19 protein-coding genes and 3 rRNA genes are annotated in these 26,471 nt (G+C 57.0%); 14 read left to right on the top strand and 8 right to left on the bottom strand.

What is annotated here, in order from left to right:
• Positions 1-40 precede the first annotated feature (40 nt).
• A complete protein-coding gene (locus tag BFC21_RS09950; protein WP_016782380.1) occupies positions 41-526 on the top strand; it encodes a GNAT family N-acetyltransferase in 486 nt (161 codons plus the stop codon).
• A gap of 182 nt (positions 527-708) precedes the next feature.
• Here the strand turns inward: BFC21_RS09950 and BFC21_RS09945 are convergent, their stop codons facing one another.
• Positions 709-2,946 (bottom strand): TonB-dependent siderophore receptor, encoded by a 2,238-nt coding sequence (locus tag BFC21_RS09945; RefSeq protein WP_088377811.1) that lies wholly within the window; start codon positions 2,944-2,946, stop codon positions 709-711.
• Positions 2,947-3,084: 138 nt separating this feature from the next.
• Positions 3,085-4,827, bottom strand: coding sequence for a phosphoethanolamine transferase CptA (locus BFC21_RS09940; RefSeq protein WP_120266019.1), 1,743 nt, complete (start codon positions 4,825-4,827; stop codon positions 3,085-3,087).
• 361 nt (positions 4,828-5,188) lie between these two features.
• On the opposite strand from BFC21_RS09940, the gene gnd reads away from it, so the two are divergent.
• The 5 genes from gnd (at position 5,189) to nudC (ending at position 10,302) form a co-directional block, all read left to right on the top strand.
• Entirely contained in the window at positions 5,189-6,169 is a 981-nt protein-coding gene (gene gnd, locus BFC21_RS09935; protein ID WP_016782382.1) for a phosphogluconate dehydrogenase (NAD(+)-dependent, decarboxylating), read from the top strand.
• Complete coding sequence (zwf, locus tag BFC21_RS09930; RefSeq protein ID WP_095004430.1) at positions 6,166-7,689, top strand: glucose-6-phosphate dehydrogenase; 1,524 nt, start codon at positions 6,166-6,168, stop codon at positions 7,687-7,689. The genes gnd and zwf overlap by 4 nt, the downstream gene beginning before the upstream one ends.
• Complete coding sequence (locus BFC21_RS09925) at positions 7,686-8,504, top strand: HAD family hydrolase (RefSeq protein WP_162939309.1); 819 nt, start codon at positions 7,686-7,688, stop codon at positions 8,502-8,504. The genes zwf and BFC21_RS09925 overlap by 4 nt, the downstream gene beginning before the upstream one ends.
• Before the next feature lie 124 nt (positions 8,505-8,628).
• The gene (locus BFC21_RS09920; protein WP_016782385.1) at positions 8,629-9,441 is read left to right on the top strand and encodes a crotonase/enoyl-CoA hydratase family protein; all 813 of its coding nucleotides are present in this window, start codon (positions 8,629-8,631) and stop codon (positions 9,439-9,441) included.
• 30 nt (positions 9,442-9,471) lie between these two features.
• Positions 9,472-10,302 (top strand): NAD(+) diphosphatase, encoded by an 831-nt coding sequence (nudC, locus tag BFC21_RS09915; protein WP_088377808.1) that lies wholly within the window; start codon positions 9,472-9,474, stop codon positions 10,300-10,302.
• Here the strand turns inward: nudC and BFC21_RS09910 are convergent.
• Both BFC21_RS09910 and BFC21_RS09905 read right to left on the bottom strand, forming a co-directional pair.
• The gene (locus BFC21_RS09910; protein WP_088377807.1) at positions 10,270-11,049 is read right to left on the bottom strand and encodes a TSUP family transporter; all 780 of its coding nucleotides are present in this window, start codon (positions 11,047-11,049) and stop codon (positions 10,270-10,272) included. The genes nudC and BFC21_RS09910 overlap by 33 nt on opposite strands.
• A 167-nt stretch (positions 11,050-11,216) precedes the next feature.
• Positions 11,217-12,302, bottom strand: coding sequence for a sigma-54-dependent Fis family transcriptional regulator (locus tag BFC21_RS09905; protein ID WP_162939308.1), 1,086 nt, complete (start codon positions 12,300-12,302; stop codon positions 11,217-11,219).
• Between the two features lie 329 nt (positions 12,303-12,631).
• Between BFC21_RS09905 and BFC21_RS09900 the strand changes: the two genes are divergently transcribed.
• Positions 12,632-13,804, top strand: coding sequence for an aminotransferase class V-fold PLP-dependent enzyme (locus BFC21_RS09900; protein ID WP_088377805.1), 1,173 nt, complete (start codon positions 12,632-12,634; stop codon positions 13,802-13,804).
• A gap of 56 nt (positions 13,805-13,860) precedes the next feature.
• Positions 13,861-15,678 (top strand): aminopeptidase P family protein, encoded by a 1,818-nt coding sequence (locus tag BFC21_RS09895; RefSeq protein ID WP_120266018.1) that lies wholly within the window; start codon positions 13,861-13,863, stop codon positions 15,676-15,678.
• 52 nt (positions 15,679-15,730) lie between these two features.
• Here the strand turns inward: BFC21_RS09895 and BFC21_RS09890 are convergent, their stop codons facing one another.
• Both BFC21_RS09890 and rhtA read right to left on the bottom strand, forming a co-directional pair.
• On the bottom strand, positions 15,731-16,012 hold the full coding sequence (locus BFC21_RS09890; protein WP_029611594.1) for a hypothetical protein: 282 nt from the start codon (positions 16,010-16,012) through the stop codon (positions 15,731-15,733).
• Positions 16,013-16,146: 134 nt separating this feature from the next.
• The gene (gene rhtA / locus BFC21_RS09885; RefSeq protein WP_088377803.1) at positions 16,147-17,064 is read right to left on the bottom strand and encodes a threonine/homoserine exporter RhtA; all 918 of its coding nucleotides are present in this window, start codon (positions 17,062-17,064) and stop codon (positions 16,147-16,149) included.
• 602 nt (positions 17,065-17,666) lie between these two features.
• On the opposite strand from rhtA, the gene BFC21_RS09875 reads away from it, so the two are divergent.
• The 3 genes from BFC21_RS09875 (at position 17,667) to rrf (ending at position 22,669) form a co-directional block, all read left to right on the top strand.
• Positions 17,667-19,203, top strand: a 16S ribosomal RNA gene (locus tag BFC21_RS09875).
• 312 nt (positions 19,204-19,515) lie between these two features.
• Positions 19,516-22,407 (top strand): 23S ribosomal RNA (locus BFC21_RS09870).
• Positions 22,408-22,553: 146 nt separating this feature from the next.
• Positions 22,554-22,669 (top strand): 5S ribosomal RNA (gene rrf / locus BFC21_RS09865).
• Together the 16S, 23S and 5S rRNA genes form the textbook arrangement of a ribosomal RNA operon.
• Positions 22,670-22,825: 156 nt before the next feature.
• Here rrf and queD read toward each other — a convergent pair.
• The gene (gene queD / locus BFC21_RS09860; protein ID WP_016781692.1) at positions 22,826-23,182 is read right to left on the bottom strand and encodes a 6-carboxytetrahydropterin synthase QueD; all 357 of its coding nucleotides are present in this window, start codon (positions 23,180-23,182) and stop codon (positions 22,826-22,828) included.
• A 196-nt stretch (positions 23,183-23,378) separates the two neighbouring features.
• Here queD and BFC21_RS09855 point away from each other — a divergent pair, with 196 nt between their 5' ends.
• Genes BFC21_RS09855 through BFC21_RS09845 form a run of 3 tightly spaced genes read left to right on the top strand, consistent with a single transcriptional unit; the run spans position 23,379 to position 25,692 of the window.
• Positions 23,379-23,693 (top strand): PepSY domain-containing protein, encoded by a 315-nt coding sequence (locus BFC21_RS09855; protein ID WP_088377802.1) that lies wholly within the window; start codon positions 23,379-23,381, stop codon positions 23,691-23,693.
• Complete coding sequence (locus BFC21_RS09850; RefSeq protein ID WP_088377801.1) at positions 23,693-24,361, top strand: response regulator transcription factor; 669 nt, start codon at positions 23,693-23,695, stop codon at positions 24,359-24,361. Before BFC21_RS09855 ends, BFC21_RS09850 begins: the two co-directional genes overlap by 1 nt.
• The gene (locus BFC21_RS09845) at positions 24,358-25,692 is read left to right on the top strand and encodes a sensor histidine kinase (protein ID WP_095005605.1); all 1,335 of its coding nucleotides are present in this window, start codon (positions 24,358-24,360) and stop codon (positions 25,690-25,692) included. Before BFC21_RS09850 ends, BFC21_RS09845 begins: the two co-directional genes overlap by 4 nt.
• A 20-nt stretch (positions 25,693-25,712) precedes the next feature.
• Here BFC21_RS09845 and BFC21_RS27780 read toward each other — a convergent pair whose 3' ends face one another.
• Positions 25,713-26,468, bottom strand: coding sequence for a methyl-accepting chemotaxis protein (locus BFC21_RS27780; protein WP_369782757.1), 756 nt, complete (start codon positions 26,466-26,468; stop codon positions 25,713-25,715).
• Between the last annotated feature and the right edge of the window lie 3 nt (positions 26,469-26,471).

Below are 26,471 nucleotides of genomic sequence, written 5' to 3'. Positions count from 1 at the left end.
AACAGATACTAATGACCAGATTCGTCGAGGAATGCGCGTAATGTCGGATGTCGTGGTAGTGCAAGCAGACTATACAAACCCGGTTCATGCTCAAGCGCTCAGAGCCGTCTTGAACCACTACGCCCAAGACCCTATGGGGGGTGGCGAAGCGCTGGCGCCGGACGTGCTGGAGCAGTTGCCCGCAGAACTTGCCAAACGGTCCCATGCCTTCAGTGTGCTGGCGTTCGTCAACGGTGAGGCGGCGGGGCTGGTCAATTGCTTTGAAGGGTTTTCGACCTTTGCCGGTAAGCCGCTGGTCAATGTGCATGATGTGTCAGTGGTCGATACCTTTCGCGGTCTGGGCCTTAGCCAGAAGATGCTGCTCAAGGTGGAGGACATTGCCCGGGAACGAGGCTGCTGCAAGATCACCCTGGAGGTGCTGGAAGGCAACCCGGTGGCACAAGGCTCTTACCGCAAGTTCGGCTTCAGCGATGGCCAGCTCGACCCGGCGCACGGGCGGATGTTGTTCTGGAACAAATATTTGTAACTTTAGAAAAACCTGTAGTCGTTGACGAGCAGAGCGAGGCTACGTCCGGCTGCGAAGCAGTCGTAAAACCATTCAACCGTGGTGTTTCAAGAACATCGTGCATTCCGGATTTACGACTGCTGTGCAGCCGGACGTAGCCTCGCTCTGCTCGTCAACGACTACAAGGTTTGCGCTTCTCCTGCTTAGAGCGTCCACTCCAGGCCAACACTCACCGTCCGCGGATCACCCCAGAACACGCCGTTATAAAACCCTACGTTTTCATAGTACTTCTCATCGAACAGGTTTTTGACGTTCAGGGACGCCGAAACGTGCTCGTCAAACTTGTAGCGGGCCATCAGGTCGACCAGGGTGTAGGACTTCTGGGTGATGTCTTCCTTGAAGGTAATCGGGTTGCCCTTGTCATTTTTCTCGCCGGTAGGGCGATTGGCGGCACGATAGATATCGCTTTGCCAATTGACTGCCGCACCCACGGTCAGGGCATTCCAGTCTCCTGGCAGGCGGTAGGTGCTTGAAACCTTGAGCAAGTTCAATGGCGCAGCAGTATTCATGCGCTGGCCCGCGGCGTTGCGTGAATGGGTATAGGTGTAGCCTGCGACCATGTTCCAGTCACGCATCACTTCACCGCCCAGCTCGACTTCGAAACCGTTGATTTTGTTGCCCTTGCCACCGGATTTGTAATATTCCTCGCCCTTGGGTCCGCGAGGCACGGAATCGTCGATTTCCGGCACGTTGTCCTGCTTGCTCCAGAACACGGCTGTGGACAGGTTGAGGCGTTCCTGCAGGAAGCTGCCCTTCAGGCCCAGTTCATAGTTACTGCCCACCACCGGCTCAAGGTAGGAGTTGCTGGCATCCTTGCTGGTGGTTGGCTTGAAAATATCGGTGTAACTGGCGTAAACCGTCAACTCGTCGGTGAAGTCATAGAGCACGCCGGCATAGGGCGTAATGATGTCGTTTTGGGTCTGGGAAACTTTGCTCCTGCTGAGCGCGCCCGGGTTGCTATCAACGAACGCCGTGGCGGTATTGGTGCTTTGCCAGCTGCCATAGCGGGTGCCCAGTACGGCATGCCATTGATCGGTCAGGTTAAAGCGCGTGGCCAGGTAACCGGACTTCTGCTTGATAACGTCATGACTTCCCTCGATGCCGGTATTGAAGTCCTGGTACTTGGGGATCGAACTCATGTCTCGCCAGTCGGGGATTTTGTAGTAATCATCGGCGTTGAGATCAACCATCAGCGGCGAGGTGTTGTCGTTCTTGGCCTGGCCGTAACCCACCATCAATTCGTGATCACGCCCGAACAGGGGATAAGTGCCCGAGATATTGACGTCGACGGCGGTCATTTGCTCTTCGCCGATAAAATGGCTGGCATAGGCCGACATCCCCGTGCCATCGGGGTTGGGGAAACCGCCGCCGGCGTAATACACCTTGCCCTCGGCATCGCCGGTGCGATGGGTATAGGCCGCCTTTAGATGCCAGTCATGGGCCAGTTGCTGGTCGAGGGTGGCGAAGGCGGTCTTGTCTTTCATCGGCCATGAACTCCAGGACGTGGCCAGGTTGGTTGAGCGCCCAAAGTCGGCTTTATCGCCCGAGCCGGTCCAGTAGGGCGTAGTGCCCCAGGACGATCCCTTGACCTGTTTGTCCTGATAGTCATAACCCACTGCCAGGACGGTGCTGTCGGTCAGGTCGGCTTCCAGAATGCCGTAAGCCACTTCGCGCTTGAGGGCGTAGATATCGCGGAACGACTGGCTGTCGCGATAGGCCAGCACGGTACGCCCGCGCAGGCGGCCGTCGAAGGCCAGCGGGCCGCCCACATCGACATAGCTGTAATAGTTGTCGTAACTGCCGCCCGAGGCGCCGGCCTTGGCCTGCAACTGGTGGGTGGGGCGCTTGCGGATCATGTTGATGGTGCCCGACGGGTCGCCCGCGCCCGTGGTCAAGCCGGTGGCGCCGCGCACCACTTCAATGCGGTCGTAGATAATGGTGTCGGCATCGGTCTTCATAAAACTGAAGGTGTTGAGCATGCCGTCAATCTGGAAGTTGTTGATGGTGTAGCCGCGGGACGAATAGCTGACCCGGTCCGAGTCGTTGTGCTGCACCACAATGCCGGTGGTATGGCGCATGGCTTCGGTCAGGGTGTTGAGGTCGAAGTCGTCCATCTCCTGGCGGGTGACCACCGAGATTGACTGCGGGGTTTCGCGAATACTCAAGTTGAGTTTGGTGGCGGTGCTGGTCGAACCGGTGGTGTAGGAACCGGTGTTTTCGGTCGTAGCACCCAGGCCCTGGGCGGTGACGCTGGTGCTGCCCAGCTCCAGTGCGCGGGTCGTGTTTTCCGAGGGCTCGGTATCGGCCAGTAATTGCGGGCTTGCGGCGCTGCTGATCAGGCCGAGGGTGAGGGTCATGGAACGGGTGATGGGCGCGAACATCGCTGCCGACTCCTTGTCGTTGTTATGAAGTTGTCCAGTGCTTCAAACGAATGACAAGGCGCGGAGTTAGGCTAAACGAGAATTATTTGTAATTGTGTGTCGGGCATGTGTGGGGCGCCCGGGCGCCCCACAGCCAGATTATTGCTGGACCACGTTGGCAGGGGCGGGGTGTTTGGGCTTGATCAGGCTGAAGTCGATCAAGGCTTTTTGCGGGCGTGAGTACGGGTCGCCAATCAGTTGCGGGCGCGCGACAAACTGGTCGCTGACCAGGCTTTTCTTGTCGTCCAGCTCGTCGGCACTCAGGCCTGCCAGGTCAGTCCAGGTGTGGATAAACTGCGAACTGCTATAAGGGCGGTCGAGGTCGCCAGCGAAATTCCAGGCGTGGCTTTCACGCCATTTGGGTGAGGCCCAGGCCATGAATGGAATGGTGTACATCGGTGCGGTCGGCTTGGCCTCGTTGCGGCCCAGCGTTGCGTGGCCGACCGAGTCAAACACGTCTTCACCGTGGTCGGACAGGTACAACAAAAAGCCATTGGGGTCGGTTTTGGCGAAGTCCTTGATCAGGTTCGATACCACAAAGTCGTTGTACAACACGGCATTGTCGTAACTGTTGTAGGTCGGTACTTGAGCATCGTTCAGGCCGGCAGGCACACCGTTGCGGTCGACGAATTTGTCGAAAGTCGGCGGGTAGCGATACTGGTAGCTCATGTGGGTGCCGAGCAGGTGAATGACGATCAGCTTGCGCGGGGCACTGTCGGCCAGGATCTTGTTGAACGGCTCGATCACGTCGCCGTCGTACTGGCGGGCGTTCTGGTTGCGGTTGTTGTTGAGGTAGACCTGTTCATCCGCCTGCTCGGAGAAGGTGGTGAGCATGGTGTTGCGCTTGGTCATGGTCTGTTGGTTGGTGACCCAGAAGGTCTTGTAGCCGGCTTGCTTCATGACGCTGACCAGGGACGGGGTGCTGAGGTACAGGTCGGGGTTTTCTTCGTCGGCAAAGGTCAGCACTTGCTGCAGCGCTTCGATGGTGTAGGGGCGCGGTGTCACCACGTTGTCGAAAATCGCCAGTTGGTCGCGCAATTTGTCGAGGTTTGGCGTGGTCTCGCGCTCATAGCCATAGAGGCTCATGCGCTGGCGGTTGGTGGACTCGCCGATGACCAGCACCAGGGTGGTCGGCTTGCCGGCTTCGTTGTCCTTGAGGTTGGTCAGAGGCGGGATCTTGCTGACGCTGGTGAGCATGCCCTGCATGTTGTCCAGTTGCTCCAGGTAGCGGCGATAGGCAACCACCATCTGCCACGGCACTGCAGGCTCGACCCGGCTTTCAAAGCTTTCCAGGGCGGTGGCCAGGTTGTCGTGCTTGATCGATTGCTTGATCAGCGGGTAGCCGATAACCGCGACAAGGATGGCCACGGCTGCGGCCCAGGCTTGCACGCGGGGCAAATACACCGGGCGCAGGCGGGTCCACAGGAACACGGCAAAAGCGGTATGCGCCAGGAAGGCCAGCACCATCCACCAGGCAAAGTACTGGGTCATGTATTCGCCAGCTTCAGAGATGTTCGATTCGAACATGATGAAGATGACGCTTTGCGAGAATTCCTGCTGATAGATAAAGAAGTAGCCCAGGCTGGCCATCGAGCACGCCCACAACACGACGCCAATGACCGCGGCCATTGCGCGGGTCTGCTTGGGGAACATCAGCATCGGGGCCAGCCAGATGGCGCTCATCACAAAGGCTTGGCGAAAGCCTGAAAACCCCGAGGTGCCTGTCAGCTGGATCAGCAGTTGGGTGATGCCGGAAAAATACCAAAAGAACAGGAACAGCCAGCCAAGGCCTGCCCAATCGAATCCCTTCGCAGATGTGTTACTGCGTTTAAACATCCCCATACAGCGCTCCAGCCGATAACTACTTGAATGGTCCGTGCCGTGTAGCCAGGCACACCACATGAGGACTGCCTCAAGAATGAGCAGTCACAAAGTGTTTAAGTATCGCCAAGGGGATGTGAAAACTTTGTCACCCATCAACGGCCTGACGGGGGTGAGATAGCCTTGCCAGGCACAGAATGTTGATGTTTTTTGCAGTCTTTACTGCTTCGTCCGTCTGTTGAGTGTATTGAATCGGGAATCTGGCCTCCAGCTTGTGCGAAACTATGCAACATGTGTCAGGGCTGATCCTGATCGGGCACCTTGGGCAATGCTGCACCAAGGTGCTGTACACCTATTTATTTGTCGTTGGGAGCAACAGTACATGCAGTTGGGAATTATTGGATTGGGCCGTATGGGCGGGAATATCGCGCGGCGTCTGATGCTCAATGGGCATACAACCGTGGTTTTTGACCGCAATACCGACTTTGTCAGCGCTCTGGAACAGGAAGGCGCCACCGCCGTTGCCGATTTGCCAGCGCTGGTCGCCGGCCTGGCCAAACCCCGCGCTGTGTGGGTGATGCTGCCTTCCGGTGCGCCGACCGAAGACACCATCGAGACCTTGAGCGAACTGCTGGACGCCGATGACATCATCATTGATGGCGGCAACACCTTCTACAAGGATGACATTCGTCGTTCGCAGTCGTTGGCCGAAAAAGGCATCCAGTACGTTGACGTCGGCACTTCGGGCGGCGTATGGGGCCTGGAGCGTGGTTATTGCATGATGATCGGCGGAGACAGCGCTGTCGTGAAACACCTGGACCCGCTGTTTGCAGCGCTGGCGCCGGGCATGGGTGATATCCCGCGCACCAAGGACCGTGTATCTGACGATGACCGTGCCGAACGTGGTTACATCCACGCAGGCCCGGCAGGTGCAGGCCATTTCGTCAAAATGGTGCACAACGGTATTGAATACGGTTTGATGCAGGCTTACGCCGAAGGCTTCAACCTGATGAAGATGAAAGGCGGTGAAAATCTGCCTGAAGAGCAGCGCTTTGACCTGAACCTGGGTGATATCGCTGAAGTCTGGCGTCGCGGCAGCGTGGTGTCGTCCTGGTTGCTGGATTTGACTGCCGATGCCCTGGCCACCGATGAACCGCTCAATGGTTACTCGGGCGCCGTGGCAGACAGCGGTGAAGGCCGCTGGACCATCGAAGCCGCTATGGAGCAGTCGACCCCGGTACCGGTGCTGTCGCAAGCCCTGTTTGCCCGCTACAGTTCACGCCAGCAAAGCCTCTATGGCGACAAATTGTTGTCGGCCATGCGCTTTGGTTTCGGCGGCCATGTGGAGACGCCTAAAAAATGACCGATCTGTCCAGTAAACCTGATGCCAAGCCTGCGCCGCCCACCACTCTGTTTCTGTTTGGTGCCCACGGTGATCTGGTCAAGCGCCTGCTGATGCCGGCGCTGTACAACTTGAGTCGTGATGGTTTGCTGGACGGTGGCCTGCGCATTGTGGGCGTCGACCACAATGCGATCAGTGATGAGGGTTTTGCCAAAAAACTGGAGGACTTCATTCGCACTGAAGCCTCCAGCAAGGTGGATCATCCTGAGGGCCAGGGCTTGAATGCCCAACTATGGGCCTCGCTGGCGAAGAACATCAGCTATGTGCAGGGCGATTTTCTGGATGACAGCACCTATGCGGCGCTGGAACAGAAAATCTTTGCCAGCGGTACCGCCAATGCGGTGTTCTACCTGGCCACTGCACCCCGCTTTTTCAGCGAAGTGGTACAGCGTCTGGGCGCCAGCGGGTTGCTCAAGGAAACCCCGGAAGGCTTTCGCCGGGTCGTTATTGAAAAACCTTTTGGCTCTGACGTACAGACGGCACAAGCATTGAATGAATGCCTGCTGAGCGTCATGAGCGAGAAGCAGATTTACCGGATTGACCATTATCTGGGCAAGGAAACAGTCCAGAACATCCTGGTCAGCCGTTTCTCCAACGGGCTTTTTGAAGCTTTCTGGAACAATCACTACATTGACCATGTGCAGATCACCGCGGCTGAAACCGTCGGGGTCGAGACCCGTGGCAGTTTTTACGAACATACCGGGGCCTTGCGCGACATGTTGCCCAACCATCTGTTCCAGTTGCTGGCGATGGTGGCGATGGAGCCGCCCGCAGCCTTTGGCGCCGATGCGGTGCGCGGTGAAAAGGCCAAGGTGATTGGTGCAATCCGCCCCTGGTCCAGGGACGATGCGCTGAAAAACTCGGTGCGCGGGCAGTACACCCAGGGTGAGTCCGGTGGCAAGCCGGTCGTGGGTTATCGCGAAGAGAACAATGTGGCGCCCGACAGCAATACCGAAACCTTTGTCGCGCTCAAGGTGATGATCGACAACTGGCGCTGGGTAGGCGTGCCGTTTTACCTGCGCACCGGCAAACGCATGAGTGCGCGGGATACGGAAATCGCCATCTGCTTCAAGCCCGCGCCTTATGCGCAGTTTCGCGATACCGAGGTTGAGCGCTTGCAGCCCAACTACCTGCGTATCCAGATCCAGCCCAACGAAGGCATGTGGTTCGACCTGCAGGCCAAGCGCCCGGGCCCGGGGCTGAAGATGGCCAATATCGAGCTGGGGTTTGCGTACAAGGACTTCTTCGAAATGCAGCCTTCTACAGGCTACGAAACGTTGATTTACGATTGCCTGACCGGTGACCAGACCCTGTTCCAGCGTGCAGACAACATCGAAAATGGCTGGCGCGGTGTGCAGCCTTTTCTGGATGCATGGCGCGAACACACTGACGTGCATCTGTACAAGGCAGGGGAAGATGGCCCACAGGCAGCCAAGGATTTGCTGGCGCGCGATGGTCGCGTCTGGCTCGACATAGGATGAGTGACGTGAAGCAAGACCCCATTCAATTGGTGCTGTGTGACATGGATGGCACCTTGCTTTTGCCCGACCATACGATAAGCCCGCGCAACCTGGCGGCAGTCAAGGCGCTGCAGGCCGCCGGCATTCACTTCACCCTGGCCACCGGCCGTCCGCCCCGGGCCATGCGCGACTATATCCAGCAGTTGGGTGTTGAACTGCCGACTGCAGGGTTCAATGGCGGGGTGCTGGTCAACGCTGATGGCAGTGTGCTGCAGTCCCATCATGTGCCGTACCAGGCTGTCCTCAAAACACTCGCGTTCCTGGCCGAACACGACGTTGAAGTCTGGGTGTTCGCTGACGATGAGTGGCTGTTGCGCGACCCGCTGGGGCCGATGGTTGCCCATGAACAGCAGGGCCTGGGTTATGCGCCGCTCGTGGTCGATAGCTTTGAGCCTTATTTGCATCGGATCGATAAGATCGTGGCCACCACGAGCAATGCGCCCTTGCTGGTAGCGCTTGAGCAGCAGTTGCAACTGTTGTTGAGCGGCGAGGCATCGGCCAGCCGTTCGCAGGCCCGTTACCTGGACATCACCGCCCTCAAGGCCAACAAGGGTGATGCCCTTGCCGCGCTGGCAGCGCATCTGGGTGTGCCCCTTGAACGTACGGTCGCGATCGGTGATGGCGGCAATGACCCGGCCATGTTCCATCGGGCCGGATTGTCGATTGCTATGGGCCAGGCCGATGCGCACATTCGCGAGCAGGCCATGCATGTGACTGGCAGCAATGTTGAAGATGGCGTTGCCCAGGCGATTGAGCAATTGATCCTGCCACGCTGATGGCGGGGCAGGCAGGTCATTTTGTCCGTATTTTGGCGTTATCGCGGCCTGCCTGGGCCCTGCAAGGCTTGTTATAGTCCGCCGCCTATCGACCGGCGACGGTGCCCTATAAAGGATTCAGGTTATGTCCGACTACCAGGCTTTTCAGGTTGAATTAAACGGCAATATTGCCCACGTTCAAATCAATCGACCTGAGAAGGTCAACGCGATGAATGCTGCGTTCTGGACAGAAATCATCGAGATATTCCAGTGGATCGATGAAAACGACGCGGTGCGGGTGGTGGTCCTCAGTGGGGCGGGCAAGCACTTCTCGGCCGGCATCGACCTGATGCTGCTGGCGTCGGTGGCCAACGAGCTGGGCAAGGATGTGGGGCGCAATGCCCGCATGCTGCGGCGCAAAATCCTGCAGATGCAGGCTTCGTTCAATGCCGTTGACCAGTGCCGTAAACCGGTCCTGGCCGCGATCCAGGGTTATTGCATTGGCGGGGCGATTGACCTGATTGCGGCCTGCGACATGCGCTATGCCGCCGAGGATGCGCAATTCTCGATCAAGGAAATCGACATGGGCATGGCGGCCGACGTGGGTACGCTGCAACGCCTGCCGCGTATCATCGGTGATGGCATGCTCCGTGAGCTGGCCTATACCGGGCGCATGGTCGCGGCGGATGAGGCCCGGGCCATCGGCCTGGTAAACCGGGTCTACAGTGATAATCAGGCGCTGCTTGATGGCGTCATGGCGATTGCCCATGAAATCGCCAGCAAATCGCCCATTGCCATTGCAGGTACCAAGCAGATGATCGGTTATATGCGTGATCACCGCGTGGATGATGGCCTGGAATATGTTGCGACCTGGAATGCGGCGATGCTTCAATCCAGTGACTTGCGGTTGGCAATGACGGCGCACATGACCAAACAGAAACCCGAATTTCTGGATTGATGGCTTTGTAACCTGAACAAGGAACACTTGATGACACCGCGTTGGATCACGGCAGTACTGGATACAGACCTGACTGGCGGCTGGGCCGTGGCGCGCGGCCCCGACGGATTTTTGATCGATGCCAATGGCCCGCTGTTCCCCCGCGAATGGCTCAAGCGCCAGGGCTTGCCGGTGCTGGCCGAGCATGGCATCGGCCACCTCGACGGCGAGCCGGTTTACCTGCTGGAACTCAAGGGGGCGGCGCAGGTAGAAGGCTGCCATTGGCAGGGCTTGCGGGCCTTTATGCTGGGCGACGATCACACCCTGTATAAAGTGCTGGGCTATGCCGCGCAAATCGGCACCTGGGCCCGTGAACACCGGTTTTGCGGCAGTTGCGGGCAGGCCATGACACAGGTGCGCGGGGAGCGGGCGATGTACTGTGCCACCTGCGACTTGCGCAGCTACCCGCGCATTTCACCGAGCATGATCGTGTTGATTACCCGCGGTGACGAAGTGCTACTGGCCCGTTCGCCGCGTTTTGTGCCAGGGGTATACAGCACCCTGGCGGGCTTCGCCGAGCCGGGTGAGTCGGCTGAGGATTGCCTGATCCGCGAAGTGCGTGAAGAAGTGCAGGTAGAGGTCAAGAACATCCAGTATGTGGGCAGCCAGTGCTGGCCGTTCCCGCATTCGATGATGCTGGGGTTTCACGCCGAATATGCGGGGGGCGAGATCGTGCCCCAGGCCGATGAGATAGAAGATGCGCAGTGGTTCAATGTGCATCAATTACCGCCGTTGCCGGCGTCGCGCTCGATTGCACGCTACCTGATCGACCTGTATGTGGCCCGACGTTTAGGCCATGCCGAACCAGTGCTGCCAGGCTAGGCGCACGGTCAGGCCCAGGACCACGGTAATAAACACCGGGCGAATAAACTTGGCCCCGCCGCTGATCGCGCTGCGGGCGCCAAAGAAAGCCCCGACCATGACCGCCAGGCCCATAGTCAAGCCGATCACCCAGTCCACATGCCCGGAAAAGATAAACACCGACAGCGCTGCAATGTTGCTGACGAAGTTCATGCTGCGGGCCACGCCGCTGGCCTTCACCAGGTCGATCGGGTACATCAGCATGCTGCTGACGGTCCAGAACGCACCGGTGCCCGGCCCGGCTACGCCATCATAAAAGCCCAGGCCCAGACCTTGGGGCAGCTGCCATTTCTTCTTGATCGGCGCATCGTTGTCGATGGGGGTTTTGGGCGTGCCGCCAAACAGCAGGTAGAGCCCGCACCCGAAAACAATCACCGGCAGCATCTTGTTAAGCCATTCGGCAGGCATGTAATGAGCGACGGTTGCACCGATCAGCGCACCTGCCAGCGTGCCGAAAATGGCCAGCTTCCACTCGCGGGGGTGGAACAGTTTGCGGCGGTAGAACGTGAGGCTCGCCGTGGCGGCGCCGAAGGTCGAGCTGAGTTTGTTGGTGCCCAGCACCAGATGGGGCGGCAGGCCCGCAGTGAGCAGGGCAGGGGTGGTGAGCAGGCCACCGCCGCCGGCAATGGCGTCGATAAATCCGGCAACAAAAGCAACGGCCGCCAGAATGGCGAGGGTGGTCAAATCTACGCTGAGTTCAAAAGGCATGGGATCGGCTTAGTTCGGCAGGACGTACAGCGCAGGCGCGCGGGAAGGACGTCATCTTACCCATAAGCACGAACAGCGGCGACAGGCCTTTTGCGCGACGATGGCCCGACGTTGTGTTTAACCCCGGGTCAACCAGTTGCCGCTGTGGCCAGGCACTGTTGCGCTGATCAATAGGCGAGGGCGTCTGCCTCCGTGCGCCGGGTGTTGACCGAGAGTGCGCCCAGCTTGATCAGGCGGGTGCGGGTGACATTGCGGCTCAAGCCCAGCAGCTTGGCGGTGTGGACCTGATTGTGATGGCAGAACTCATAGGCCGCACGCAACAGGGCGTCTTCAACCGTTTCATGCAGGGCGCCCGGCTCCTCTTCAAACAACTTGCGAAAGGCCCGTTGCAACAACTCCCGGGTGCTGTGTGTGGCCGGCTGCGACGCCGCGAAGTCCTGGCGCCTGTTACGCGGTTGCGGCAAGCGCAGGTCCTGCACGGTGATGGATTGATTGCGGCACAGCAGCAGGCTGTGGTGTACGACGTTTTCCAGTTCGCGAATATTGCCCTGCCAGGGGTGGTGGACGAGCACTTGCTCGGCGCATTCGCTCAGGGCGGTTGGCCCGTGGGGCAAGCGTTGGCGGTAGACTTTAAGAAAGTGCCGGGCCAGTGGCAGGATATCACCGGGGCGCTCACGCAACGGCAACAAGCCCAGGCTGACGACATTCAGGCGGTAGTACAGGTCTTCGCGAAAGTGCCCGGCATCGATGGCCTGCTCCAGGTTGACATTGGTGGCAGCCAGGACGCGCACGTTGATCGGCGTGCTCTTGCGCGAACCCAGGCGCACCACTTCCTGCTCTTGCAGCACACGCAGCAGCTTGACCTGGATGGTCAACGGCAAGTCGCCGATTTCATCCAGAAACAGCGTGCCGCCATCTGCCTCTTCAAACCAGCCGGCCTTGGCGGCCAGTGCGCCGGTAAACGCGCCTTTTTCATGGCCAAACAGTTCGGCTTCAACCAGTGATTCCGCAAACGCGCCGCAGTTGACGGCCACAAATGGCTTCTGATGCCGGTGGCTGAGCTGGTGGATATGGCGGGCGACCAGTTCCTTGCCGGTGCCGGTCTCGCCAATGATCAGCACGCTGGCATCACTGGGGGCGATTTGTTGCAGGTGCGCCAACAAGGCCCTGGACGCCGGATCTTCAAAGACCTGGGCGGTGGCGCGTATGGACGTGGCCAGTGCCGGGGTGGCAGGTAGTGTTAAAAGCTGCATTGACAGCTCCTTTTAACAGGGGCTCTGCCCACAAAAGGAAAGCCGGAGGCAGCTTTATAAAGTCATTTTGTTATTCCGTAAACTAACCTAATTCCATATTTATATATCGATATTGCATATCCGACTTGCGTCGACACCGGTTTTTAGCGCTTTATAAGACCCTGCATGGCAGCAGGGCCGAATTTGGGATTTGTCCTACGGCCTTTCTTTTAAATGCATCTTTTTTCACCTGGCTCAATCGGGTATTTCTAACGGCCGCATTTCAAGTGGCTTACTATCCTCGAAGCAGGCACTGCCTGATTCCGGAATGCGCTCAGTGGGTTTTGACAATGAACAAGCGACCTCTTTATTTCGATTACGCGGCCACCACACCTGTGGACGCTCGTGTCATTCAGGTGATGGTCGAGTGCCTGGGTTTTGACGGCAACTTTGGCAACCCGGCCTCGGGCTCCCATGTTTTTGGCCAGCAGGCCCGGCTTGCGGTAGAGCTGGCCCGCCAGCAGGTCGCGCAACTGATCAATGCGCAACCCGAGCAGATTATCTGGACCTCGGGCGCAACCGAGTCCAACAACCTGGCCCTCAAAGGTGTTGCCCAGGCCGGTGGCCAGTCCCGTGGGCATATCATTACCAGCCAGATCGAGCACAAGGCCGTACTGGATACGGCGCACTTTTTGCAGGATTCGGGCTTTGAGGTGACGTACCTGGCCCCCGATGCCAACGGCCTTGTCAGCGCTGATCAGGTCAGCGCCGCACTGCGTGCCGATACGCTGCTGGTGTCGCTGATGCTGGTCAACAACGAGCTGGGTACGGTCAATGATATTCCGGGCATCGGCCGTCGGGTGCGCGAGCATGGTGCATTGTTCCATGTTGATGCCGCGCAGGGTGCAGGCAAGGTGGCCATTGACCTGGCTGAGTGGGCGGTGGACCTGATGTCGTTCTCGGGGCACAAGATCTATGGGCCCAAGGGGATCGGTGCCTTGTATGTGGGGCCGCGGGCGCAGGATCGCCTGCAGGCGCAGATTCACGGGGGCGGGCATGAGTCCGGCTTGCGGTCGGGCACGCTGGCGACGCATCAAATTGCCGGTATGGGCGCAGCTTTTGCATTGGCCAGTGAGTCGTTTGCCCAGGAGCTGGCGCATATTGGCGGCTTGCGCCAGCGCTTGCTGGAGCAATTGGCCGATGTACCGGGGCTGCTCTGCAATGGTTGTCCGACGCAGCGAATTCCCCACACCTTGAGCCTGACCTTCAGCGAAGGGGCGTTTAACAGTGCAGCCCTGAGTGCCGAGCTGGCGTATTCGGCAACCTCGGCGTGCAACTCGGCCAGCAATGCACCGTCCCATGTGCTGCTGGCGCTGGGGCATGATGCGCACAAGGCCGGGCGTACCATTCGCCTGAGCCTTGGCCGTTTCACCCGTGAGCAGGATATAGATGTGGCGGTAAAGGCCATCAAGGCTTCCCTGGCGGCACCCGCGCCTTTCTGGGCGGTTGCCCAGCCCCTGTAGCTGGGCCATCATCCTTGGCAACACATAATAATTATCAGTGATCAGCAGGAGACAAGATGAGTACTCAGTCGTTGCATTCGGGATCGGTTGTGGAGCGTTTGGCCCGCACCCGGGCGTTGATGAGCCAGCGCGGCATTCATGCCCTGCTGGTGCCCTCGGCCGACCCCCATCTTTCCGAGTACTTGCCTGCCTACTGGCAGGGCCGTCAATGGCTGTCGGGGTTTTACGGCTCGGTGGGCACCTTGATCGTGACGCCAACCTTTGCCGGCGTGTGGGCTGACAGCCGTTACTGGGAGCAGGCCGCCAAGGAGCTCAGTGGTAGCACCATTGAGCTGGTCAAGCTGTTGCCCGGCCAGCCCGGCCCTCTGGAGTGGCTGGCCGAGCAGGCGCCCGAAGGTGCAACCGTTTGCGTGGATGGCGCGGTACTCGCACTGGCCTCGGCCCGCACCCTTGAAAGCAAGCTCAAGGACCGCGGAGCGGTGTTGCGTACGGATATCGATCTGCTGGGCGAGGTATGGCTTGATCGGCCAGCATTGCCGGTGCAGCCGGTCTATGAGCACTTGCCACCGCAAGCGACCGTCAGCCGGGTGAGCAAACTGGCGCAGTTGCGCGAAACACTCAAGCAGCGCAACGCTGACGCTCACTTTATTGCGACCCTGGATGACATCGCCTGGTTGTTTAACCTGCGTGGCTCGGATGTTTCCTTCAACCCGGTATTCGTTTCGTTTGCCCTGATCGAAGATGCGCGGGCCACCCTGTTCCTTGACCTGGGTAAAGTCAGCCCGGCATTGCGCGAGACCCTGGCCGGTGACGGTGTTGAGCTGCGTGACTACGCCCAGATCAGCGACGCGCTGGCATCCTTGCCGGCTACCACCCGTTTGCTGGTGGACCCCGCCCGTGTGACCTGCGGGTTGCTCGGCCATCTGCAGGCCGAGGTGAAACTGGTTGAAGGCCTGAACCCGACCACGCTGGCCAAGTCGCAAAAGAGCCTGGAAGACGCGGTGCATATCCGTCAGGCGATGGAGCAGGATGGCGCGGCACTGTGTGAGTTCTTCGCATGGCTGGAAACAGCCTTGGGGCGCGAACGAATTACGGAGTTGACCATCGATGAACAACTGACCGCGGCGCGTGCCCGCCGTCCGGGGTTTGTGTCCCTGAGCTTTAATACCATTGCCGCTTTCAATGCCAATGGCGCAATGCCTCACTACCATGCAACCGAGCAGGAACATGCGCTGATAGAGGGCGACGGCCTGCTGCTGATCGACTCCGGCGGGCAGTACCTGGGCGGCACGACCGATATCACGCGAATGGTGCCGGTCGGGACGCCCACCCAGGAACAGAAGCGCGACTGCACCCGTGTCTTGAAGGGGGTCATTGCACTGTCCAGGGCTCAATTCCCCCAAGGGATCCTGTCACCGCTGCTGGACTCGATTGCCCGGGCACCGATCTGGGCCGAGAACGTCGATTACGGGCACGGCACCGGGCATGGCGTCGGCTACTTTCTGAATGTGCACGAAGGCCCTCAGGTAATTGCCTATCAGGCTGCAGCGGCACCGCATACGGCAATGCAGCCGGGGATGATTACGTCGATTGAGCCGGGGACCTATCGTCCGGGTCGCTGGGGAGTGCGAATCGAGAACCTGGTGTTGAACCGCGAAGCGGGGTCTTCGGAGTTCGGGACGTTCCTCAAGTTTGAAACCTTGACCCTGTGCCCGATTGACAGTCGCTGTCTGGAGCCTTCATTGCTGAGTCGCGAAGAGCTGGCGTGGTTTGATGCGTATCACCAGCAGGTTCGTGAGCGCTTGAGCCCGCTGATTGCCGGGGCGGCTCTGGAGTGGTTGCTGGCGCGCACGGCGCCGCTTTCGAACGGTTGAGCCACTAGCCATGCAGTTGCAGGCGCAAACTGCATGGCCGCCGGTCCGGCGACTACTTGCAGATGACGATCATGCTGCGACTGGTGTAGCCGGCCGGGTTCAAGCCGAACGGGTAATCCCCGGGCTCTTCGGCAGCATCGCCGGACTTGGCGATGACCCGGTAGCCTTTGGTGCCACAGGCCTTGTCAGCTTCGGCGAAGCACTTGTTCCACGATGAGGACAATCCAGAGCAATTGATATGTAAACCTCTTTTGCCATGTTTGACGGCGGTTTCCGAGGTTGCAGCGCAGCCGGTTACTGCCAGAACGGCTAAAGCTACCAAAATTCGTTTCATTCCTGTCCTTAAGCGTTTGCGTCGGATGTACGGGATGCGGAAATCGATGGCCATCTATCCTTGGCACCTGCGGACATCCTTATCCGGAATCAACCCAAGTGATTCACAAGCGACAAACATCCCCTAAATGAGAGTCAATTACCAGAACTGTGTCCATTAACGGGCTTTTTGTCTGCTACAACAGGTGTTGAGTGGTTGCGCATGGTCAGGGTCGCGCCGATCGAAGCCATGATGATGCAAGAGATTGCCATCCATTGTGTGAATGACAGGATCTCATTCAAGAACAACAACCCCGACAGTGCCCCGAACGCTGGCTCTATGCTCATAAGGGTGCCGAATGTGCGGGTAGGCATCCGTGTCAGCGCAATCATTTCCAGCGTGTAGGGCAATGCCGTAGACAATAAGGCTACGCCAATAGCTATCGGGATCAGGCCCGGGGTCAGCAATGCGGCCCCTGCGTGATAGATGCCGATAGGTGCGAAGAATAAAGCTGCAATTATCACGCCCAAAGCTGCTGTCTGGACGCCGTTATCGGCTCCGGCCCTTTGCCCGTAGAGAATGTACAGCGCCCAGCAGACCCCGGCACTGAGTGCGTAGCCCGCGCCGACCGGGTCGATACCGTCAGTACTCTCGCCGGTGGGGATGAGCAGCATCAGGCCGGTAATGGCCAGGCCTATCCAGATAAAGTCGATGGGGCGGCGCGAGGTGTAAATCGCGACGGCCAGAGGCCCGGTGAATTCCAGGGCTACAGCGATACCCAAGGGAACACTGCGCAGTGACATATAGAAGAGGAAATTCATTCCCCCCAGGGCAATCCCGTAAACGATGACGGTCTTCAAGGACTTGGCGGTGAGCCTGGCACGCCAGGGGCGCAGAATCAGCAGCATGATGATACTGGCGAAGGTCAGGCGCAGGCTGGTAGTGCCCTGGGCGCCAATGATCGGGAACATGCTTTTCGCCAGCGATGCGCCCGATTGGATCGAGGCCATTGCAATCAGCAGCAAACCAACAGGGAATAGCGACGCTACGAGGCTATGGGGGTGCTTTGTCATTAAGAAGTGTGCCTGGGAGTAGGGGGGGCTAAAGGCCGGTATCATGCTTAAGTAATGGCGCATGTGCAATATAGTGCGCACTGCATGTGGCTTTTCTCTCTATAGGCGCTTCTCGAACGATAGTTTTGATTAATGCTTGACTCCCATGTGCAACTGTCTATAATTCGCCCCACTTCCGGCGCAGTCGAAACGGAAAACTCCTTGAGTTTCAATGAGTTGGATGAGTTTTCGGCAGTGCCAGCTTCAAGTCACCGAAGCAGGAAATGAGGTGTTGACAGCAGCGTGTAACGCTGTAGAATTCGCCTCCCGCTAACGAGAGATCGAAAGCGCAAGTGGTTGATGTTGCAGAGGAAACTTTGAAAACATCTTAAAATAACCGCTTGACAGCAACAGAGGCTGCTGTAGAATTCGCGCCTCGGTTCAGCGAAAGCTAAACCAACCGCTCTTTAACAACTGAATCAAGCAATTCGTGTGGGTGCTTGTGGAGTCAGACTGATAGTCAGCAAGATTATCAGCATCACAAGTTACTCCGCGAGAAATCAAAGATGTAACCAACGATTGCTGAGCCAAGTTTAGGGTTTCTTAAAAACCCAAAGATGTTTGAACTGAAGAGTTTGATCATGGCTCAGATTGAACGCTGGCGGCAGGCCTAACACATGCAAGTCGAGCGGTAGAGAGAAGCTTGCTTCTCTTGAGAGCGGCGGACGGGTGAGTAATACCTAGGAATCTGCCTGATAGTGGGGGATAACGTTCGGAAACGGACGCTAATACCGCATACGTCCTACGGGAGAAAGCAGGGGACCTTCGGGCCTTGCGCTATCAGATGAGCCTAGGTCGGATTAGCTAGTTGGTGAGGTAATGGCTCACCAAGGCTACGATCCGTAACTGGTCTGAGAGGATGATCAGTCACACTGGAACTGAGACACGGTCCAGACTCCTACGGGAGGCAGCAGTGGGGAATATTGGACAATGGGCGAAAGCCTGATCCAGCCATGCCGCGTGTGTGAAGAAGGTCTTCGGATTGTAAAGCACTTTAAGTTGGGAGGAAGGGCATTAACCTAATACGTTGGTGTCTTGACGTTACCGACAGAATAAGCACCGGCTAACTCTGTGCCAGCAGCCGCGGTAATACAGAGGGTGCAAGCGTTAATCGGAATTACTGGGCGTAAAGCGCGCGTAGGTGGTTTGTTAAGTTGAATGTGAAATCCCCGGGCTCAACCTGGGAACTGCATCCAAAACTGGCAAGCTAGAGTATGGTAGAGGGTAGTGGAATTTCCTGTGTAGCGGTGAAATGCGTAGATATAGGAAGGAACACCAGTGGCGAAGGCGACTACCTGGACTGATACTGACACTGAGGTGCGAAAGCGTGGGGAGCAAACAGGATTAGATACCCTGGTAGTCCACGCCGTAAACGATGTCAACTAGCCGTTGGGAGTCTTGAACTCTTAGTGGCGCAGCTAACGCATTAAGTTGACCGCCTGGGGAGTACGGCCGCAAGGTTAAAACTCAAATGAATTGACGGGGGCCCGCACAAGCGGTGGAGCATGTGGTTTAATTCGAAGCAACGCGAAGAACCTTACCAGGCCTTGACATCCAATGAACTTTCTAGAGATAGATTGGTGCCTTCGGGAACATTGAGACAGGTGCTGCATGGCTGTCGTCAGCTCGTGTCGTGAGATGTTGGGTTAAGTCCCGTAACGAGCGCAACCCTTGTCCTTAGTTACCAGCACGTAATGGTGGGCACTCTAAGGAGACTGCCGGTGACAAACCGGAGGAAGGTGGGGATGACGTCAAGTCATCATGGCCCTTACGGCCTGGGCTACACACGTGCTACAATGGTCGGTACAAAGGGTTGCCAAGCCGCGAGGTGGAGCTAATCCCATAAAACCGATCGTAGTCCGGATCGCAGTCTGCAACTCGACTGCGTGAAGTCGGAATCGCTAGTAATCGTGAATCAGAATGTCACGGTGAATACGTTCCCGGGCCTTGTACACACCGCCCGTCACACCATGGGAGTGGGTTGCACCAGAAGTAGCTAGTCTAACCTTCGGGAGGACGGTTACCACGGTGTGATTCATGACTGGGGTGAAGTCGTAACAAGGTAGCCGTAGGGGAACCTGCGGCTGGATCACCTCCTTAATCGACGACATCAGCTGCTCCATAAGTTCCCACACGAATTGCTTGATTCATTGTAGAAGACGATAACTGCAGAGTTGATCTGCGGTTTGTCTGTCGTAAAGCTTAGAAATGAGCATTCCATCAGATGGTGGTGAATGTTGATTTCTGATCTTTTGATTAGATCGTTCTTTAAAAATTTGGGTATGTAATAGAAAGTTAGACTGGATAACACTTTCACTGGTGTTTATTCAGGCTAAGGTAAAATTTGTGATTGAAAGCAAATTTTCGGCGAATGTCGTCTTCATAGTATAACCAGATTGCTTGGGGTTATATGGTCAAGTGAAGAAGCGCATACGGTGGATGCCTTGGCAGTCAGAGGCGATGAAAGACGTGGTAGCCTGCGAAAAGCTTCGGGGAGTCGGCAAACAGACTTTGATCCGGAGATGTCTGAATGGGGGAACCCACCTAACATAAGTTAGGTATCTTAAGCTGAATACATAGGCTTAAGAAGCGAACCAGGGGAACTGAAACATCTAAGTACCCTGAGGAAAAGAAATCAACCGAGATTCCCTTAGTAGTGGCGAGCGAACGGGGACCAGCCCTTAAGCTGTATTGATGTTAGCGGAACGCTCTGGAAAGTGCGGCCATAGTGGGTGATAGCCCTGTACGCGAAAACATCTTTGCAGTGAAATCGAGTAGGACGGAGCACGAGAAACTTTGTCTGAATATGGGGGGACCATCCTCCAAGGCTAAATACTACTGACTGACCGATAGTGAACTAGTACCGTGAGGGAAAGGCGAAAAGAACCCCGGAGAGGGGAGTGAAATAGATCCTGAAACCGTATGCGTACAAGCAGTGGGAGCCCACTTTGTTGGGTGACTGCGTACCTTTTGTATAATGGGTCAGCGACTTATTTTCAGTGGCAAGCTTAACCGAATAGGGGAGGCGTAGCGAAAGCGAGTCTTAATAGGGCGTCTAGTCGCTGGGAATAGACCCGAAACCGGGCGATCTATCCATGGGCAGGTTGAAGGTTGGGTAACACTAACTGGAGGACCGAACCGACTACCGTTGAAAAGTTAGCGGATGACCTGTGGATCGGAGTGAAAGGCTAATCAAGCTCGGAGATAGCTGGTTCTCCTCGAAAGCTATTTAGGTAGCGCCTCATGTATCACTGTAGGGGGTAGAGCACTGTTTCGGCTAGGGGGCCATCCCGGCTTACCAAACCGATGCAAACTCCGAATACCTACAAGTGCCGAGCATGGGAGACACACGGCGGGTGCTAACGTCCGTCGTGAAAAGGGAAACAACCCAGACCGTCAGCTAAGGTCCCAAAGTTATGGTTAAGTGGGAAACGATGTGGGAAGGCTTAGACAGCTAGGAGGTTGGCTTAGAAGCAGCCACCCTTTAAAGAAAGCGTAATAGCTCACTAGTCGAGTCGGCCTGCGCGGAAGATTTAACGGGGCTCAAACCATACACCGAAGCTACGGGTATCACTTAGGTGATGCGGTAGAGGAGCGTTCTGTAAGCCTGTGAAGGTGAGTTGAGAAGCTTGCTGGAGGTATCAGAAGTGCGAATGCTGACATGAGTAACGATAATGGGTGTGAAAAACACCCACGCCGAAAGACCAAGGTTTCCTGCGCAACGTTAATCGACGCAGGGTTAGTCGGTCCCTAAGGCGAGGCTGAAAAGCGTAGTCGATGGAAAACAGGTTAATATTCCTGTACTTCTGGTTATTGCGATGGAGGGACGGAGAAGGCTAGGCCAGCTTGGCGTTGGTTGTCCAAGTTTAAGGTGGTAGGCTGGAATCTTAGGTAAATCCGGGATTCTAAGGCCGAGAGCTGATGACGAGTGTTCTTTTAGAACACGAAGTGGTTGATGCCATGCTTCCAAGAAAAGCTTCTAAGCTTCAGGTAACCAGGAACCGTACCCCAAACCGACACAGGTGGTTGGGTAGAGAATACCAAGGCGCTTGAGAGAACTCGGGTGAAGGAACTAGGCAAAATGGCACCGTAACTTCGGGAGAAGGTGCGCCGATGGAGGTGAAGCATTTACTGCGTAAGCCCCTGTCGGTCGAAGATACCAGGCCGCTGCGACTGTTTATTAAAAACACAGCACTCTGCAAACACGAAAGTGGACGTATAGGGTGTGACGCCTGCCCGGTGCCGGAAGGTTAATTGATGGGGTTAGCTAACGCGAAGCTCTTGATCGAAGCCCCGGTAAACGGCGGCCGTAACTATAACGGTCCTAAGGTAGCGAAATTCCTTGTCGGGTAAGTTCCGACCTGCACGAATGGCGTAACGATGGCGGCGCTGTCTCCACCCGAGACTCAGTGAAATTGAAATCGCTGTGAAGATGCAGTGTATCCGCGGCTAGACGGAAAGACCCCGTGAACCTTTACTATAGCTTTGCACTGGACTTTGAATTTGCTTGTGTAGGATAGGTGGGAGGCTTTGAAGCGTGAACGCCAGTTTGCGTGGAGCCAACCTTGAAATACCACCCTGGCAACTTTGAGGTTCTAACTCAGGTCCGTTATCCGGATCGAGGACAGTGTATGGTGGGTAGTTTGACTGGGGCGGTCTCCTCCTAAAGAGTAACGGAGGAGTACGAAGGTGCGCTCAGACCGGTCGGAAATCGGTCGTAGAGTATAAAGGCAAAAGCGCGCTTGACTGCGAGACAGACACGTCGAGCAGGTACGAAAGTAGGTCTTAGTGATCCGGTGGTTCTGTATGGAAGGGCCATCGCTCAACGGATAAAAGGTACTCCGGGGATAACAGGCTGATACCGCCCAAGAGTTCATATCGACGGCGGTGTTTGGCACCTCGATGTCGGCTCATCACATCCTGGGGCTGAAGCCGGTCCCAAGGGTATGGCTGTTCGCCATTTAAAGTGGTACGCGAGCTGGGTTTAGAACGTCGTGAGACAGTTCGGTCCCTATCTGCCGTGGACGTTTGAGATTTGAGAGGGGCTGCTCCTAGTACGAGAGGACCGGAGTGGACGAACCTCTGGTGTTCCGGTTGTCACGCCAGTGGCATTGCCGGGTAGCTATGTTCGGGAAAGATAACCGCTGAAAGCATCTAAGCGGGAAACTTGCCTCAAGATGAGATCTCACTGGAACCTTGAGTTCCCTAAAGGGCCGTCGAAGACTACGACGTTGATAGGTTGGGTGTGTAAGCGCTGTGAGGCGTTGAGCTAACCAATACTAATTGCCCGTGAGGCTTGACCATATAACACCCAAGCAATTTGCTTAGAAGCGAATTGCGGTGTGTGAAGACGATACAAACCGAAAGTTTGCGGTTCACAAAACACCAACTATTACATACCCATTCGCTGGAGCGTGCGCCGTAAGGCAAACGACCTGGCTACCGAATTTCTTGACGACCATAGAGCATTGGAACCACCTGATCCCATCCCGAACTCAGTAGTGAAACGATGCATCGCCGATGGTAGTGTGGGGTTTCCCCATGTGAGAGTAGGTCATCGTCAAGATTAAATTCCAAACCCCCTGTCTGCTCACGCAGACAGGGGGTTTGTTTTTGTGCCGAGAAAAGTGTCGGCATGTTCTGTGCTCACTTTGCCGCTCTCCATGCTTTTTTCAGAGCAAAAAAAACCACCTCGCGAGGTGGTTTTTTTTTAGCCTGCGAATCAGTCACCGTAGTAGATACAGCCACTGGTGCAGGTTTCATGAATGCGTATCGCCGACAGTTCTGGAAGCAGAGGTTTAAGCTGCTGCCAAATCCACTTGGCCAGCACTTCGCTGGTTGGGTTTTCCAGGCCAGGGATATCGTTCAGGTAGTTATGATCAAGCTGCTCATAGAGCGGTTTGAAAATCGCCTTGATTTCCGAAAAGTCCCGGATCCAGCCAGTGGCAGGGTCGATATCGCCGCTTAAATGGATGGCCACTTTGAATGAGTGACCATGCAGGCGGCCGCATTTGTGACCTTCAGGCACGAAAGGCAGGCGGTGTGCAGATTCGAAGGTAAACTCTTTGAAAATTTCCACAATATTTATAGCTCTTGAAGAAGTGACTATCGCCAGAGCGATAAATACAGGGCTGCAGTTTAACAGCTAACGCCGGGTGCAGGTGCATACCTCCCGGCTGCGCGGCGCTATTCAGTTTCACTTAAGCCAGTAGCGTTATGCTGCGGGCTTTTGCTATCGCACAGATGACGTTGAGTGGAGGCCATAGAGACAAGTGATGACAGTGAGCCTAAGAATGGGCGGATGTGTCGTGGTATTGCTCTGTGCTGTTTGTTCTTTGGCCTTGGCCCGGGACCTGGGGCAAGACGAGGCCCTGCGTTTGCGTGAGCAAGGGCTTATCCAGCCGATGGAGCAATTGCTGCAAAAAGCCCTCGAGCGCCATCCGGGTGCAAAGCTGCTGGAGGTGGAGCTGGAGGAGGATGACGACGTTTATGTCTATGAGTTCGAGCTGCTGACGACAAGTGGCGTTGTGCGCGAGATCAAGCTGAACGCCAGTAATGGGCAGTTGCTCAAAGATGAGGTAGATGATTAATGCGGTTGTTGCTGGTTGAAGATCATGTTCCGTTGGCCGACGAGCTAATGGCCAGCTTGACCCGTTCGGGCTATGCGCTCGATTGGTTGGCCGATGGCCGTGACGCGTTGTATCAGGGGCAAAGTGAGCCCTATGACCTGATTATTCTTGATCTGGGTTTGCCCGGCATATCGGGGCTTGAGGTCCTCAAGCAATGGCGGGCCCAGGGGCTGGCCACACCGGTATTGATTCTGACTGCACGCAGCTCCTGGTCGGAACGCATTGAGGGTCTTAAAGCCGGTGCCGATGATTATTTAACCAAGCCCTTTCATCCTGAAGAGTTGCTGTTGCGGGTTCAGGCGTTGTTACGCCGCTCTCACGGGCAGGCGAATCAACCTTTATTGAAGTGCGCAGGGCTGCATCTGGATGAGGCGCGTCAGTGCGTGATCAACGATGGCGCGCAGGTGCAATTGACCGCGGCCGAGTTTCGTCTCCTGCGCTATTTTATGCTGCACCCGCAGCAGATCCTCTCCAAAAGCCACTTGGCTGAGCATCTCTATGACGGCGAGACTGAGCGCGACTCCAATGTGCTTGAGGTTCATGTGAATCATCTGCGTCGCAAGCTTGGCCGCAGCGTGATCGAAACCCGGCGTGGCCAGGGGTATATTTTCGGCGCTGCCAGCCAGTGAGATCGATTCAGAGGCGTTTGAGCCTGGGGTTGGTCAGTGTGCTGCTGGTGGCCGGGCTGGTGGTGGGGCAGGTCAGCCTGTGGCTGTTTGAAACGGGTCTTCAGCGCTATCTGGAGTCGGGCCTGCAAAATGACAGCGAGAACCTGCTGATTGCCCTGAGCCGCGGCCCGCAAGGTTTGCAGCTGGATGAGCGGCGGCTAGCGCCAGCCTATCAACGGCCCTTTTCCGGCCATTATTTCAGTATCGAGTTTGGCGACACCCACTGGCGCTCGCGTTCACTGTGGGACGGGCAATTGCCGCGCCCCAGCCAACCCGGCCTGGAACGCGTATTACAGCCCGGCCCTGAAGGGCAGATGCTGCTGGTCTTGCGCAGTGACTACCAGCGCCTGGGGCAGGCGGTGTCCATCAGTGTGGCTCAGGATTACACGCCGATCCGTGAAAGTTTCAAGCAGGTGCAGCGTATTGGCTTGGCCATCGGGGTGCTGGCCCTGATGGTTGTGTTGTTGTTGCAGCGGGTTACAGTTCGTCGCGCACTGCGCCCGCTCGAAACGGCGCGCAAACAGATTGCCCAATTGCAGGCCGGGCAGCGTTCGCAGCTTGATGCCCAGGTTCCTCTTGAGCTTGAGCCGCTGGTGACGCAGATAAACCATTTGCTGGCTCACACCGAAGACAACCTCAAACGCTCGCGCAATGCGCTGGGCAACCTGGGGCATGCACTAAAAACGCCGTTAGCGGTGTTGATCAGCCTGGCCAACGATCCACGGCTTGCTGCTTATCCTCAGATACAAATTACATTACGTGAGCAGCTGGAGCAGATCCAGCAGCGTATGGGGCGCGAGCTTAATCGTGCGCGCCTGGCGGGTGATGCCTTGCCGGGGGCGCAATTCGATGCGGATGCAGAGTTGCCGGGGCTGCTGTCGACCCTGGGGATGATCCACGGCGAGCATCTGCAACTGACGCACAGCGTTGCGCCGGGCCTGCTGCTGCCCTGGGATCGCGAGGATATGCTCGAGTTGCTCGGCAACCTGCTGGACAACGCCTGCAAATGGGCCGATGCCCAGGTAGAGCTGAGCCTGTGCCAAACCCCGCAAGGGTATGTGATTGAGGTGCAGGACGATGGCCCGGGCATTCCTGAAGGCGAGCGTGATCAGGTGTTCAGCCGTGGCACCCGTCTGGATGAGCAAACCAGTGGCCACGGCCTGGGTTTGGGGATTGTGCGAGATATCGTCGAGGCCTGGGGAGGGCAGATGCAGCTTGAAACAGGGGCGTTGGGCGGGCTGCTTGTAAGAATCAAGCTTCCAGACCGTGCGCAAAAGGCGACGACGGCATAATGCCGTTATCGCCGCTCAGGTCAGACGCGGAACTGATCCATCAGTTTTTGCTGCTGGTTGGCCAGCGCGTTCAGTGACTGGCTGACCCGCGCCGATTCATTGGCTTGCTCGGACAATGACTCGGTGACGTCGCGAATAGTGGCAACGTTGCTGTTGATCTCTTCGGCCACGGCGCTCTGTTCTTCTGCGGCACTGGCAATTTGCAGGTTCATGTCGGTGATTACGGTCACCGCATCACCGATTTGCTGCAAGGCCGTGACCGCTTGTTCGACTTGCTCGACGCTGCCCTGTGCCTGGCGATGGCTGTTGCTCATGGAGTTCACCACTTCCTGGGTGCCCACTTGCAGCTGCTCAATGACCTGGCGGGTTTCTTCGACCGACTCCTGGGTGCGGCGGGCCAGGTTGCGCACCTCATCAGCGACCACGGCAAAACCGCGCCCGGCTTCACCTGCGCGCGCCGCTTCGATCGCCGCATTCAGGGCGAGGAGGTTGGTCTGTTCGGCGATTGCACGAATAACCTCCAGCACCGAGCCGATTTTCTCGCTGTTGGCCGCCAGCCCTTCAACCTGGGTCATGGCCACGCTCATGTCGGCGGCCAGATGGTCGATGCTGGTGGTGGTGCGGTCGATGATGGTCAAGCCCTGGCGTGTGGCCTGGTCGGCATCCCGGGCGGCCTGGGCGGCTTGTGCTGCGCTGCGTGCCACATCCTGTGCCGTGGCGCTCATCTCATGGGAGGCGGTGGCGGCCTGATCGACCTGGCGGTATTGCTGCTCCATCCC

It is taken from the genome of Pseudomonas sp. TMW 2.1634 (assembly GCF_001703595.1).
Taxonomy (GTDB): domain Bacteria; phylum Pseudomonadota; class Gammaproteobacteria; order Pseudomonadales; family Pseudomonadaceae; genus Aquipseudomonas; species Aquipseudomonas fragi.
Note: the sequence above shows the minus strand (reverse complement) of the source record. Positions and strands in the feature narration are given on the sequence as shown.